Annotated in this window: 10 protein-coding genes; all 10 read left to right on the forward strand. The window is 48.2% G+C overall.

Annotated elements, in window-relative coordinates:
* Positions 1-37: 37 nt before the first annotated feature.
* The 10 genes from HQ865_RS07695 to HQ865_RS07740 all read left to right on the forward strand — a co-directional run bounded on the left by HQ865_RS07695 (position 38) and on the right by HQ865_RS07740 (position 14,654).
* Positions 38-721: a response regulator transcription factor gene (locus HQ865_RS07695; RefSeq protein ID WP_173414332.1), complete on the forward strand. Its 684-nt coding sequence runs from the start codon at positions 38-40 to the stop codon at positions 719-721.
* Entirely contained in the window at positions 722-2,086 is a 1,365-nt protein-coding gene (locus HQ865_RS07700; protein ID WP_173414333.1) for a HAMP domain-containing sensor histidine kinase, read from the forward strand.
* A 691-nt stretch (positions 2,087-2,777) separates the two neighbouring features.
* Positions 2,778-3,272 (forward strand): hypothetical protein, encoded by a 495-nt coding sequence (locus HQ865_RS07705; protein ID WP_173414334.1) that lies wholly within the window; start codon positions 2,778-2,780, stop codon positions 3,270-3,272.
* Between the two features lie 164 nt (positions 3,273-3,436).
* A complete protein-coding gene (locus HQ865_RS07710; protein ID WP_173414335.1) occupies positions 3,437-4,375 on the forward strand; it encodes a bestrophin family protein in 939 nt (312 codons plus the stop codon).
* 106 nt (positions 4,376-4,481) lie between these two features.
* Positions 4,482-5,486 carry a hypothetical protein gene (locus HQ865_RS07715; protein ID WP_173414336.1) on the forward strand — a complete coding sequence of 335 codons (1,005 nt, stop codon included), beginning with the start codon at positions 4,482-4,484 and terminating at the stop codon, positions 5,484-5,486.
* 213 nt (positions 5,487-5,699) lie between these two features.
* Positions 5,700-6,350 carry a beta-phosphoglucomutase gene (gene pgmB / locus HQ865_RS07720; RefSeq protein ID WP_173414337.1) on the forward strand — a complete coding sequence of 217 codons (651 nt, stop codon included), beginning with the start codon at positions 5,700-5,702 and terminating at the stop codon, positions 6,348-6,350.
* 374 nt (positions 6,351-6,724) lie between these two features.
* On the forward strand, positions 6,725-9,034 hold the full coding sequence (locus HQ865_RS07725) for a glycoside hydrolase family 65 protein (protein ID WP_173414338.1): 2,310 nt from the start codon (positions 6,725-6,727) through the stop codon (positions 9,032-9,034).
* 434 nt (positions 9,035-9,468) lie between these two features.
* Positions 9,469-11,184: an alpha-amylase family glycosyl hydrolase gene (locus HQ865_RS07730; RefSeq protein ID WP_173414339.1), complete on the forward strand. Its 1,716-nt coding sequence runs from the start codon at positions 9,469-9,471 to the stop codon at positions 11,182-11,184.
* A 330-nt stretch (positions 11,185-11,514) separates the two neighbouring features.
* The gene (locus HQ865_RS07735; RefSeq protein WP_173414340.1) at positions 11,515-13,974 is read left to right on the forward strand and encodes a glycoside hydrolase family 31 protein; all 2,460 of its coding nucleotides are present in this window, start codon (positions 11,515-11,517) and stop codon (positions 13,972-13,974) included.
* 173 nt (positions 13,975-14,147) lie between these two features.
* A complete protein-coding gene (locus HQ865_RS07740; RefSeq protein WP_173414341.1) occupies positions 14,148-14,654 on the forward strand; it encodes a hypothetical protein in 507 nt (168 codons plus the stop codon).
* Positions 14,655-14,662: the final 8 nt, after the last annotated feature.

Here is a 14,662-nt window from a genome sequence, read left to right on the forward strand (position 1 = left end):
TCGTCCTGTTACCCCTGCAAAACTATATTTGCAGCAAATGAAGATCCTTGTAGTTGAAGATGAGCCGCAGTTGGTATCCATCATCCAGCGCGATCTGGCCGCCGAGGGGCACCAGGTGAGTGTGGCGATGGATGGTGTTACCGGTTTAAAGATGGGGATGGATATGGATTTTCAGTTGATCATTCTTGATATTATGCTACCAGGCATTAACGGGGTGGAAATATGCCGGCAGCTGCGCCAGGCTAATAAAAGCACGCCCATTTTAATGCTGACCGCCCTTGGCACTACCGAGAATGTGGTAACCGGGCTTGACAGCGGCGCCGACGACTACATGGTAAAGCCGTTTAGTTTGGACGAACTGAACGCCCGGGTACGCACGCTGGGCCGTCGCGGCAGTGGGCAAGCAGCGCCTGCCAATATTTTGCAGGTGGCTGATATGGTGATCAATCTGGATGAACGTTCGGTAAAGCGTGGTGGCAAAGCCATCGAACTTACTGCTACCGAATATCGACTGGTGGAATTTTTGGCGCGCAACAAGAACCGCATGTTATCGCGCATTGAAATACTGGAGCAGGTTTGGAACATCGATTTTAATATGGGCACCAATGTGGTAGACGTTTATATTAATTACCTGCGCAAAAAGATCGATAAGGACCAGAATGTAAAACTGATACATACCGCCGTGGGCATGGGTTATATTTTAAAGGAGGGCAGGGTGTAGATGAGTATACAGCGCAAGGTGGCCCTATTGTTCTTCGCGCTTACCAGTACGGTGATCATCTTACTGAGCGGCGCCATTTTTTACTTTACCCACCAGTTTACCTTTGGCGATTTTTATAAGCGATTAGAGGCGCGTGTTAACCTGGCTGCCCAAATGCACCAGTTGAATGATAAGGACAGCCTGGGCGTATACAAAGAGATAAGGCACCGCTACCTTGAACGCTTGCCTAACGAACAGCAATACGTTTTAAAACAAGCCGATTATATCAACAAAAAACCGGTACATGGCGTCCCCGCGCCATTTATTGCCACCATTTTAGAGCAGGGCCAGGCGCGTTATAAACAAGGCAATGTATTTTATGCGGGTAAGATCACTACAATGAAAGAGGGGCGGCTGATCTTCATCGTATCTGCCGCCGACCCTTATGGTTTAGAGGAACTGGAAAACCTGGAAAAGGTGCTCATCACCGGCTTCCTGGTATCGCTGGTGCTGGTATATTTTATCGGCAGGCGCTTTTCGTTTGATACCTTCAGGCCGGTGCGTAATATCATTAAAAAGGTGAACACCATTACGGCCAGCAACCTGCACCTGCGCCTGGAGAATTATAACAGTAAGGACGAAGTAGGCCTGCTTACCCAAACATTTAACGATATGCTTGACAGGCTGGAAACCGCCTTCGAAACGCAGAATAACTTCATTAGTAACGCCTCGCACGAATTGCGCACCCCGCTTGCTGTGATCAAAGGCGAGGCCGAACTGGCGCTTAAACAAGCCGCCAAAACCGGTAACGCAGACGGCGAGGCTTTACAGCAGATCTTAAAAAGCGCCCAAAGTTTGCAGGATATTTTAACCAGTCTGTTGGGTTTGGCGCAAACCGGTTTCGACGGGAAGAAGCAAAATTGGGACCTGATACGGGCCGATGAACTGGTGTGGGAGATCAAAGCATCGGCAGATCAGATCGTCCCCGGGAATAATGTGCGCATCGACCTTTCTGCCTTACCCGATGATCTTGATCAATTGCAGATATTGGGTAACAGCAACCTGCTGAAGCTGGCCCTGAGCAATATCGTATTGAATGCCTGCAAGTACTCGGAGAATAAAGAGGTATTGGTAAAAGTATCAGGCGAAAATGACCGGGTGATCGTCAGCGTAAAAGATGAGGGCATCGGCATCCCCGAAAAAGACCTGGGGCACATCTTCGAACCTTTTTTCCGTGCATCTAACACCGGCAAGTTTGAAGGGCATGGCGTTGGGCTGCCATTGGCGCTTAACATTATCCGCCTGCACAAGGGCAATATCGCTATCGTATCTAAAGAGAACGAGGGGACGGATATACGGATTGTATTGCCGGTGTATGTTGCTTAATTTGTGCACGTGTAAACTCACCCCGACGTTGCTTCGCTCGTCGGCCCTCTCTTCGCTGCGCGGAAAGAGGGCAGGAGCAACATGCTATAACCTTTCCCCCCTCTTTCCGCACAACGGAGAGAGGGGGCCAGCGAAGCGTAGACCGGGTGAGTAAAATAGCCGGATGCGCGACCGGCTGCACGTATAAGAACTCCGTAATATATAAGTTCCCTCCTTGGGGAGGGGCGCGTCGGGATGTGTGTTGGCAGGGAGGGGTTTAGCCATGATGCATGTCGCTCCTGTGTCACAGCGTAGACTCACCCCGACGTTGCTTCGCTCGTCGGCACTCTCTTCGCTATGCGAAAAGAGTGCAGGAATTGTTTTTTCTGTTTAGCTATGGTTTCAAACCCATCGCTACCGTTGTGCTACTGCCCGGTCAAGCATGTTACTTGGCCGCATTAGTTTGCGAGCGTGTCGCTCACGACAAAGACTTTGGTTACATTGCCCTGTGTAGAAATACCTCCCTGCCACAGCGCTATCCACCGCACCCCTCCCAAGGGAGGGAACTATTGCTTAGTCCCTCTCCCTCGGAGAGGGGTTGGGGAGATTTAAAACTCTAATCAAATTCTAATCTCCCTCTTAAACCGTTTTAATGCGCGGTGCCGACTATTGTATAAAACAACAATAGTAAAACACAAAAAGCACCAGCGTTATGAAAACAAAAAACATCCTGATCCCAACTGACTTTAGCTTAGCCACCCTGAATTGTGTAAGCGGCTTCCTTGATAAAAATCCCGGCCAGAAATTCCGCGTAACGATGGTACACTTCCTGCAACTGTCCGATTCGATAAGCGAGTTATTGATGCTGAGCCGCCGCAACCGCGATTATCAGCATATCGGCAGCGAGTTTGAAGCGGAGATAGATAAACTAAGAAAAGGATATGCCAGTCAATTGGAAAGCCTGCACGCCGAGTTTTTTTATGGCAATACCATCGCCGTTTTCAAAAACTTTTTAGATCATCTTGAAATTGATGCCATCCTGATGCTGCACGGCCACACCTATGCAAAACTGACCGAAAACAGCGTAGACCCGCAACTGATGGTGCAGCGCAGCGGTTGCCTGGTGCATACCATTTCGGCCCCGGTAAAGCCGGTACGGGTGGAAAGGGCGATCCGCGTAAGCAGGCAGGAACTGGTGCTGTTGTAAGTCCATATTGCCAACGTCATTAAGCTGAAGGTAATTTGCCAACCGTAGGACTGGATTGCGGCCTGCGAGGATACAGACCACGGAAAATAACCCGGTGCCTGTGTCCTCACAGGTACCTTCAAACTTAATGACGTTGCTTATTCTATCATTATAAAACAGAAATTATGCTACTAAAAAAGAATATCCCCGTAAATTACGTGGTAGGGAAAATAAAGAACGAACTGATCATGGTGGCGGCCTATGCAATTATTATCGCTATGTTTCACCAGTTTTTCCCATCGCTGCGGATCTCCATCCCCATAGCTGTGCCTACCATTTTGGCCACCATTATATCGCTGCTATTGGCATTCCGATCAAACCAGGCTTACGACAGGTGGTGGGAGGCAAGGGGAATCTGGGGCGCCATCGTTAACGATTCGCGCTCGCTGGCCCGGGAGATACTGACCTTCCTTGATTCGGGAGAATCAGCCTCGCAGGAACTGGAGGGTTTTAAAAAACGCTTCATTAACCGGCAAATAGCCTGGTGTTACAGCCTGAGCCAAAGCCTGCGCGGGCAAAACAGCTATATCCGCAGTAAAGACCTGTTGGTTGACGAGGAGATCAAATTTACCCGCCGTTTCACCAATATGCCTAATAGTTTATTGAAACTGCATGGTTTAGACCTGCGCCTGGCCTACAATAACGGCTGGTTGAACGAGTATCAACAAGTACAGATAGACAGCACACTTAACCGCCTGTGCGATTCGATGGGGAAGTGCGAGCGTATCAAGAACACAGTGTTCCCGGCAACATATAGTTTGTATATCCATTTCTGCCTTTACCTGTTCATCGCGCTATTGCCTTTCGGACTGATCGAGTACTTCGGGATGTTCGAGGTGCCGCTCATCATCGCCATTGCCGCCGCTTTTTTGCTGGTAGAGAAAATGGCCATCCATTTGCAGGACCCTTTCGAGAATAAGCCTACCGATACGCCTACAACTGCCATATCGCAAACCATAGAGCGCGATCTGAAGCAAATGCTGAATGATAATCAGCACGATGATATCCTGCACCGTAAAGAGCAGCAGGCCCGCGAGGAAGCGAATTTGTATTATATACTTTAAGTAAAAGAACAAAGACCTGGTTTTAGTGATTAATTTGTTTTTGCGTTCCCCCGGTACTTAACGGTCCGGGGGATTTTTGTATTTTTAGGATATCAAATCATCTGCTTTGCAAGATCTCATCGCCCGTTTACTGCAATCACCCAAGCCTGCCATTAGCTGGAAGGTACGGGCTAATGTATTGGGCGAAGGTTTGACCTCCCCCGAAATGATCAGCCTGCAAAACGAAGTAAGGGATAGTCCACTGGTTAAGGAGTTGATGAAGGGGGTAAATGATCCTAAATTAAATCATGGCCGCGGGCTTTACGCCAAATGGCAGGGCGCGCATTGGGCGATGGCTTCACTGGCTGATATTGGTTACCCACCCGCTGATGAAAGCCTGTTGCCCATAAAAAATGCCCTGTTAGATTTTTGGTTGCAGGATGATTTCTACAACGAATTTGAGACTGATAGTAAAGCGAAGGCCTATCAAAAAGATGGTGTGCCGGTAATGCAGGGCCGGCACCGGCGTTGCGCATCGCAACAGGGTAATACCTTGTGGATATTACTGAAATTGGGTTTGCCGGATGCCCGCCTGGATAATTTGGTTGAACGCCTGCTCCACTGGCAATGGCCGGATGGCGGCTGGAACTGCGATAAACATCCCGATGCCAGCAATTCATCGTTTATGGAAACACTGTTACCCTTGCGGGGATTATCGCTATATGCGCAAATTACCGGTAATGCCGGCGCGGCAAAGGCAGCTGAACGCGCAGCCGAAATTTTCCTGAAGCGGCATTTATATAAACGGCAGGGGACAGGGGAGCTGATCCGCCCGGAATTTACTGCCCTTCATTACCCGCTTTACTGGCACTACGATATTTTGGCGGGATTGAAAGTAATGGCCGAGACTGGTTTTATAAATGACGTACGCTGTACCGCCGCACTGGATCTGCTGCAAAGCAAGCAATTGCCCGATGGGGGATGGCCGGCAGAAAAGGCTTATTATAAAGTATCGGGCGATATTGCCCTGAACGCCGACTTTGTGAACTGGGGCGGCACAAGTAAAAACCGTATGAACGAGTGGGTTACGACTGATGCGCTGTTTGTTTTGAAGCAGGCAGGGAGGCTTTAGGTTACCTCTAAAAAACCGTTAAAAAAGAATGTAACATGTTTTTCATTGATTTTGGTATTAATATATTGATAATCAATAAATTAAGTAAATTTTTTATTAAAATTGTGTTACATTGTGTAACCTTTTTTCGGTGCTTACAAAAGAGGCTTTATCACGTTTTTAACGCTAAGCCTGTTTCTTAAACCCTATTTTGTACCTTGCAGCCATATTGATATGAGCCATATAAAAGCCTGTTTATTCGATCTGGACGGTGTTATAGTAGACACTGCCATTTACCATTACCAAGCCTGGAAGCGTTTAGCCAACGAACTGGGTTTCGATTTTACCGAACATGATAATGAGCAACTGAAGGGCGTAAGCCGCACCCGTTCGCTCGAAATTATACTGGAACTGGGTGGTGTAACCCAAACCGAAGCCGAAAAAGAAGAACTGGCCGACCGCAAGAATAAGTGGTATGTAGAAATGATAGGCAAAATGCGCCCCGACGAGATACTGCCCGGTGCCAAAGAGTTTGTACAAGCCTGCCGTAATGCCGGTATAAAAACAGCCTTGGGTTCGGCCAGTAAAAATTCTATGATGATATTGGATAAGATAGGCATGACCGACCTGTTCGACGCTATTGTGGATGGCAACAAAGTCACCAAAGCCAAACCCGACCCTGAGGTATTTCTGAAAGGTGCCGAAGAACTGGGCGTTCAGCCGGTAGATTGCGTAGTGTTTGAAGATGCCATTGCCGGTGTGGAAGCTGCCAAAGCCGGCGGTATGAAAGCTGTAGGTATTGGCGAACCGGCGGTACTGAAACAGGCTGATATCGTTTTGCCGGGGTTATCGGCAATGACAGTGGATAAGTTGAACGAGTTGTAATACCCCTCTCTCAAATCGTCATCGTGAGCGATAGCGAATGATCCCCGTTAAGCAGAGCAGTAAATAAAGTACGCTTCACAGCTTTAAATTTTTCTTCAAAATTTAAAGCTGTGTTTTTTTGTAATCAACTATCAAACAATTGATTGTTGAACTTTTGCATAGCAAAAATGTTAAAAAAATCCCATCCGCGGCATAAACCTTTCCGAAAAAATAAAATGCTTCGCATCTTTACGGTGAACCAACACAGTTTGTCATTGCGAGGAGCGTAGCGATGCAGCAATCTCGTAGTTTGATATGTGGACTATGAGATTGCCACGTCGCCCCATTCATAGGCTTGCGCTTGCTCCCCGCAATGACAAAACTGATTACAAGACATGAAAGACTACATAAAAATTGACGAGTGGCGCATCATTGAGGAAGGCTTCGATCCGCATGTGCATAAAATATCCGAGAGTATCTTCAGTCTGGGCAATGGCCGTATGGGCCAGCGCGCCAATTTTGAGGAAGCCTACAGCGGCGAGACCCTGCAGGGCAACTACGTAGCCGGCGTTTACTATCCTGATAAGACCCGCGTAGGCTGGTGGAAGAACGGTTATCCTGAATACTTTGCCAAAGTACTGAACGCCGCCAACTGGGTAGGTATCGATATCCAATTAGATGGCGAGCAACTGGATTTAGCCAAATGCGAGGTAAGCGATTTCCGCCGCGAACTTAATATGAAAGAAGGTTACCTGAAGAGGAACTTTAAAGCCAAAACCTCTTCAGGAAAAGAGGTAGAAGTAGAAACCACCCGCTTTTGTAGCATGGCCGATGATGAGACTGGCGCTATCAAATATAAGATCACGTCGGTAAATTTTTCGGGGATCATTGCCATCACCCCATCGATAGATGGTGATGTAAGAAACCAGGACTCTAACTACGACGAAAAGTTTTGGGATGAAGTAAGCAAAGCTACCTGGGCCGATGGTGGCTATGTGCAAATGCGCACTAAGAAAACCGGCTTTGATGTGGCTACGGGTATGAAATTCAACATCACTGTTGATAGACAGCCTGTGAGTAACATACCCAAGCCTGCAACCAAAGATAAATATGTAGCCGCTACTGTTAATGTGCAGGTGCAAGGCGGGCAAAGCATCACAATATTTAAATATGCCGCCAACCTTTCATCGCAAAACCACCCGGCAGATCAGCTGGCCGATCTGACTAAAGCTACTTTAGAGCGAGTGGCCGCCAAAGGCTTCGATACCATGCTGGCCGAACAAGCTGCCGCCTGGGCTAAAAAGTGGGAGCATAACGATATTATTATCGAGGGTGATATATCGGCACAGCAGGCTATCCGTTTCAATATTTTCCAGCTTAACCAAACCTATACCGGCGAGGACGACCGTTTGAACATCGGCCCCAAAGGTTTTACCGGTGAGAAATACGGCGGCTCTACTTATTGGGATACCGAAGCTTATTGCGTGCCATTCTATCTATCAACCGCGCCGCAGCAGGTTACCCGTAATTTGTTGCTGTACCGTTATAAGCAGCTGGGCAAGGCGATAGAGAACGCCAAATTGCTGGGCTTTGATAACGGCGCTGCATTGTACCCCATGGTAACTATGGATGGTACAGAATGCCATAACGAGTGGGAGATCACTTTCGAGGAAATTCACCGTAACGGCGCCATCGCATTTGCCATATATAACTATGTGCGTTATACCGGCGATGAGGCATATTTAGGCGATTACGGATTGGAAGTATTGCTGGGCATCGCGCGGTTCTGGTCGCAGCGTATCACCTGGTCGGGCGACAGGCAGCAGTATGTAATGCTGGGCGTTACCGGGCCCAACGAGTACGAAAATAACGTGAATAACAACTGGTACACCAGCACCATCGCCGTTTGGTGTATGCAATACGCGCTGGAAGTTGCCAATAAAATGCAAGCAGCAGATAAAGCCAAATACGATGCGCTGATGGCGAAGATCGGTTTCGATACCGATAGGGAAGTTGCCCGTTTTAAGGATATTATCGCTAAAATGTATTATCCGTACGATGAGCAGCAGCAGATATTTTTGCAACAGGATGGGTATTTGGACAAGGAGCAGATATTAGTAAAAGACCTGCCTGCCACCCAGCGCCCTATCAACCAAAAATGGAGTTGGGACAGGATCCTGCGCTCGTGCTTTATCAAGCAGGCCGATGTGTTGCAGGGTATTTACTTCTTTGAGGACCGTTACGATATCGATACCATCCGCCGCAACTTCGATTTTTATGAACCACGGACGGTGCACGAATCATCACTATCGCCATGCGTGCACGCCATATTAGCCGCTAAACTGGGCGACGAGAAGCGTGCCTACGAGTTTTACCTGCGTACCTCGCGCCTCGATCTGGACGATTATAATAACGATACCGAGGACGGCTGCCACATCACATCGATGGCCGGCACCTGGATGTCGGTAGTAGAAGGTTTTGGTGGTATGCGCGTACGCGACGGTAAACTGTCGTTCCAACCTTTCCTGCCCGGGAAATGGGCATCGTTTTCGTTCCATATCGGTTTCAGGGGCATTACCATTAAAGTTACGGTAAGTAAGAGCGGTGTAACAGTGAAGAACCTCTCGGGCACGGATATTGCATTGCTGATCTACGGTAAAGAGCAAAGCGTAAAAGCAGGAGTAGAGGAAGTGTTTGGGCATTGATGGCGCGGTCACAGAACCGTAGCGAGGGGTTTGAAACCCCTCGCTACAATGAATACCGCTCTTGCCCGCTTTCCGCGCTGCGAAGAGAGGGCCGACCAGCGAAGCGTCGTCGGGGTGAGTAAGCCGGTGAGCAGAGCCACACTGCCGCGTTAGGGATGGCAGCGGATACCGGCCTTGTGGCTAAGGCCTGTGCAGTATGAGCGTACAGCCCGGGCCGCAGGCAACGCCATAATTATGAATAACCTAGACTTACGATTTTTAAAAACTTCGTAAGTCTTAAAAATAAAATACCTTGTCATTGCGAGCGATAGCGCGGCAATCTCGTAGTATGCAAATCAAACTATGAGATTGCCGCGTCGCCCCCCCATCGCACATACCCGGGCAGCTCCTCGCAATGACAACTTTTAAACGAAACAGATACCATATACATATAAATGACACCAACACTCCCAGATCATAAATTAGTTATTTACCAGATGCTGCCGCGCTTGTTCGGCAATACCAACAGCCGCAATAAACCTTATGGCTCGATAGAAGAGAACGGGGTAGGCAAGTTTAACGATATTAACGATAAAGCCTTGCAGGAGATCCGCCTGATGGGGTTTACCCATGTTTGGTATACCGGCGTGATAGAACACGCTACCATGACCGACTATTCGGCCGCCGGAATCCCTAATGATGATCCGGATGTGATAAAAGGCCGCGCTGGATCGCCTTATGCCATAAAGGATTACTACGATGTTGACCCCGATCTGGCCGTGGATGTAAAGAACCGGATGGCCGAGTACGAAGCACTGATAAAACGTACGCACGATAACGGCCTGCTTATGCTGATGGACTTTGTGCCTAACCACGTGGCGCGTACCTATCAATCGGACGCTAAACCATCGGGTGTGATGGATTTTGGCGAGGATGATGATAACCGCAAAGCCTTCGATCCACAGAATGATTTTTACTATATCACAGGGCAGGCTTTCGAGGTACCGCAAGGTTATAATCCGGGTGGCGATGAATTTCAGCACCCTTTGAAGGATGGTAAATTTATAGAGATCCCCGCCAAGGCTACCGGTAACGATGTGTTCAGCGCTACGCCGTCTATAAATGACTGGTTCGAGACCGTAAAGCTAAATTATGGCCGGGATTACCTGGACGGCTGGAAAACCTACTTCGATCCGCCGCCGTCGGTATGGAACAAAATGTACGATATCCTGCACTATTGGGTTGCGAAAGGTGTCGACGGTTTCCGATGTGATATGGTGGAACATGTGCCGATGGAGTTTTGGGGCTGGGTGATAGGTAGGCTGAAAAATGAATTCCCGCAACTGGTATTTATTGGCGAGGCTTACGATACGCGCGAGTACGATAACTATATCTATAATGGCAAGTTCGATTATCTGTATGATAAGACAGGCTTGTACGATGCCATTTTTAAACTGACCCGTAACGAGGGTACCGTTTGGGATATCAACAAAGTGTGGAACTATGATGCCCGCGGCAAAGACGACCATATGTTGCGTTTTATGGAAAACCACGACGAGTACCGTATCGCGTCGGATGTGTTTGCCGGCAACCCGTGGTATGCTATTCCGGGCATGATCGTTACAGCTACTTTATCTGTCGGGCCGGTAATGGTATACGCCGGGCAGGAGGTAGGCGAACCCGCCAACGATGCCGAAGGCTTTAGCGGCAGGGATGGCCGCACCACCATATTTGATTATTGGGGTATGCCCGTATTGCAAAAATGGGTGAACGGCGGCAAATATGATGGCGGCGCGCTGGATGCCGGAGCAAGCTCGCTGCGCTTCTTTTACAGCAAATTATTACAAGCCGCACGTGAAAACGAAGCCATCCGTTTGGGCGATTTTTATGAACTGATGCTGGCTAATCAGCAAAACAGCGGGTTCGACGAAAAAGTGTATGCCTACCTGCGCTATACTGTAAAGCAGCGCATTTTGGTGGTAGTAAACTTTAACCGCGATCAGCGCCAACTGAATGTAAAGCTACCCGATGATCTGCGCGAACGACTGAATATAAAAGGACAAACTGAGTTTACCGATGTGCTGAGTGAGGTGAAATTTACATCGAACGATATGACGAATGGACTGGATATTACGCTGCCGGCTACGGGTGGGGTGATGTTGAGTTTTTAGGTTTCCATTGCCCCAGCGTCATTGCGGGGTACGAAGCAATCTCTACGAAAGCAGAGCGACTTGCAAATCCGCAATACGTAGCTTAGAGATTGCTTCGTACCCCGCAATGACGTGGTGGCACATCCGGACGACAAACCAACACCTGCCAACTTTTTAATTTAAAGCCCGAATTTTTACTAAAATGATATTTATTTATAACTGGTGTACTTTTTACAAAAAGGATGGCCCGTTTATTGAACAAATATTGTTTATTAGCAATAGGAAAAATGCACAATTTACGCCGGCCCTTATTGCAACATTAAACGTAAAGACGAATTTGTGTACGATTTTATGGAAGAAAACATACTAAATACCGATCCTAATATTGTAGCCCCGGTAGTTGAAGAGGAAATTGAGGGCTTCCGCCACCTGAATAACCCTGCCGATGGTATAAAGCCCATTGTGAAAAAATACCTCGGTATCCCCAATAGTGTGGTGCAATCGGGCAATAAGTTCTACTTTACCGATGGGGAGGCCAAGGTTGAGGCTGTTGTGATCACCAACGAAATTATCCGTATCAGGGTAGCGCCACATGGCGTTTTCCTGGAAGACTTTTCGTACGGTGTACCAAAGCTTGAGGCCCGCACCACCGAGTTTAAACTGACCGAAGACGCTGACGAATACCGCATCAGCACGCCCAATATCCGTTGCCATATCAGCAAAAAGAACTTCTTTATCGCCTTTTCAGATAGCGATAATAAGGTAACCAGCGTTGACGCTGTCCCTATGCACTGGGAAGAGAATACCCAGTTTGGCGGCTATTATGTATTCGGCACCAAGGTTTGCCACCCCAGCGAGACTTTCTTTGGCCTGGGCGATAAACCTACCGAATTGAACCTGCGCGGCAAACGCTTCACCAACTGGAATACCGACGCCTATTCGTTCCAGTGGGGGCAGGACCCGCTTTATCGTACCATTCCGTTCTATATCAGCGTGAACGAGGGTATAGCTCACGGGATCTTTTTTGATAATACCTTTAAATCGCACTTTGATTTCGGTGCAGAAGATGCCAGCAAGACCAGTTTTTGGTCGGACGGTGGCGAACTGCAATATTATTATATCCATGGCCCGCACATGATGGATGTGGTGAAGCGTTACCATATCCTTACCGGTACGCACCCGATGCCACCTATGTGGGCGCTGGGTTACCACCAATGCCGCTGGAGTTATTATCCCGAGTCGAAGGTGCGTGTAATTACCAAAGGCTTCCGCGACAGGAAGATCCCTTGCGACGGTATCTATTTAGATATCGACTATATGGATGGCTATCGCTGTTTCACCTGGAACCGCAAATACTTTCCCGATCCGAAAAAGATGATAGCCGACCTGGCTGCCGACGGTTTCAAAACGGTGGTGATCATTGATCCGGGTATCCGTGTGGACGATAGCTATCCTGTATTTAAAGAGGGTAAAGAGAAACGTTATTTCTGCCGCCGTAGCGACGATTACTTTATGGAAGGCCACGTTTGGCCGGGCCGCTGCCAGTTCCCCGATTTTACCAACCCCGAAGTACGCGAATGGTGGGGCGGTTTGTTTGACGAACTGGTGCAACTGGGCGTAGCCGGTGTGTGGAACGATATGAATGAACCCGCCGTTTTCGGCGCGGGCACTTTTCCCGATGATGTGCGCCATCAGTACGATGGGCACCGCGGTTCGCACCGTAAGGCGCACAACGTATACGGGATGCAAATGGTACGCGCCACTTACGAGGGGCTGCGTAAAATATTGAAGAATAAGCGTCCGTTCACCATCACCCGTGCAGGTTATTCGGGCCTGCAGCGGTATGCATCGGTGTGGACGGGAGATAACGTAGCATCGTGGGAGCATCTGAAAATTGGTAATATCCAGTGCCAGCGCCTGTCAATGTCGGGCGTGCCGTTTTGCGGTACCGATATCGGCGGCTTTAGCGGCGAGCCGGATGGCGAACTGTTCACCCGCTGGATCCAGTTGGGTACGTTCTCGCCCTTTATGCGGGCGCACAGTGCCGGCGATACCAAGGAGCGTGAGCCATGGAGCTTCGGCGAGCCGTTCACGGCCATCAACCGCAAGTTTATTGAACTGCGCTATCGCCTGATGCCTTATATGTACTCTACATTCTGGGAGCATCACCGTTACGGTTTCCCAATTTTACGGCCGGTGGTAATGCAGGAGCAGGATGTACAATCGAACCATTTCCGCCAGGACGAGTTTACCTATGGCGATAAGATACTGGTTTGTCCTGTGCTGGAGCCGGGCATACAATTCCGCACTGTTTACCTGCCTAAAGGCAAATGGTATAACTTTTGGACCAGCGAACTGGTTGATGGCGGTAAAGAAGTACAGGTTGAAACGCCGCTGGATACCATCCCGATCTTTGTTAAGGCAGGTTCAGTAATCCCCGAATATCCGGTGCAGCAATACGTTGGCGAACTGGAAATTGAAGAAGTGAAGCTGAATGTTTATTATAGCGACATCGAAGCTAACTCGTTTGTTTTTGAAGATTACGGCGAAACTTTTGCCTACGAACAGGATATTTATCTTGAGAAGAAATTCCAGGTTAACGGCACCCAAACAGCAATGACCATTCAGCAAAGTTTGGAAGGTTTATACACGCCACGGTACGAGAACTATAACTTCTCAATTGTCGGACTGCCGTTTAAACCGGCCAATATAATGGTTGATAATAAGTGGGTAACTAACTTTACATTTAATAACAGCAAGCTGGAGTTTAGGCATAATAAAAACTTCAAGATGATAAAGATCATGAAGTAGCAAGGGTATTCTGGTAATTTAAGTAAAAAGAGCGCCAAATTTGTTTGAACCAGAATTTGCCGAATTTTAGAGTTTCAGAATTCTGTACATTTTTAAATTCCGGAAATTCTGGTTCAGACATTTGTGGTTACCTCACCACTAAAACCATATTCCCGCGCTGCTGTTCTATTACCATGAAAACAATTATCCTTGCAGGAATTGCCATACTTGCCATCGCATCCTGTTCCTCACCATCAAATAAAACCGGCAGTATCGATACGATGAACGCCGGCGATACCGCTGCCAAAAAATCACTGGCGCCTAAAACAGGTGATACCACGGCCCTTACTTCTCTTTGCTATGTACGCACCGAGGGCAATAAGAACCAGGATAGCACCACCGTGCAACTGGTAATAAAAGGCAATACCGTAACCGGCGAAATGAATTGGCTACCCTACGAAAAAGATGGCCGCAAAGGCATACTGAACGGAACCCGATCTGGCGATACCATTAAAGCTGTGTGGACATTTAAGCAGGAGGGGATGACCGATACCATGGCCGTGAACTATAAACTTGATGGCGATAAATTAGCGCAAAAGCCTTTAAAAGTAAATACCAAAACAGGACGCCAGCAAACCGATGAAACGGCTGGTTATACAGTGATTTATCACCCCACAGTCTCGGTTAGGCCAAATAAATAGGTGTATTT

It is taken from the genome of Mucilaginibacter mali, from assembly GCF_013283875.1.
Taxonomy (GTDB): domain Bacteria; phylum Bacteroidota; class Bacteroidia; order Sphingobacteriales; family Sphingobacteriaceae; genus Mucilaginibacter; species Mucilaginibacter mali.

Coding starts and splice junctions, on each gene's coding strand:
- HQ865_RS07695 (WP_173414332.1), top strand. CDS start 38: ATGAAGATCCTTGTAGTTGAAGATGAGCCGCAGTTGGTATCCATCATC.
- HQ865_RS07700 (WP_173414333.1), top strand. CDS start 722: ATGAGTATACAGCGCAAGGTGGCCCTATTGTTCTTCGCGCTTACCAGT.
- HQ865_RS07705 (WP_173414334.1), top strand. CDS start 2,778: ATGAAAACAAAAAACATCCTGATCCCAACTGACTTTAGCTTAGCCACC.
- HQ865_RS07710 (WP_173414335.1), top strand. CDS start 3,437: ATGCTACTAAAAAAGAATATCCCCGTAAATTACGTGGTAGGGAAAATA.
- pgmB (WP_173414337.1), top strand. CDS start 5,700: ATGAGCCATATAAAAGCCTGTTTATTCGATCTGGACGGTGTTATAGTA.
- HQ865_RS07725 (WP_173414338.1), top strand. CDS start 6,725: ATGAAAGACTACATAAAAATTGACGAGTGGCGCATCATTGAGGAAGGC.
- HQ865_RS07730 (WP_173414339.1), top strand. CDS start 9,469: ATGACACCAACACTCCCAGATCATAAATTAGTTATTTACCAGATGCTG.
- HQ865_RS07735 (WP_173414340.1), top strand. CDS start 11,515: ATGGAAGAAAACATACTAAATACCGATCCTAATATTGTAGCCCCGGTA.
- HQ865_RS07740 (WP_173414341.1), top strand. CDS start 14,148: ATGAAAACAATTATCCTTGCAGGAATTGCCATACTTGCCATCGCATCC.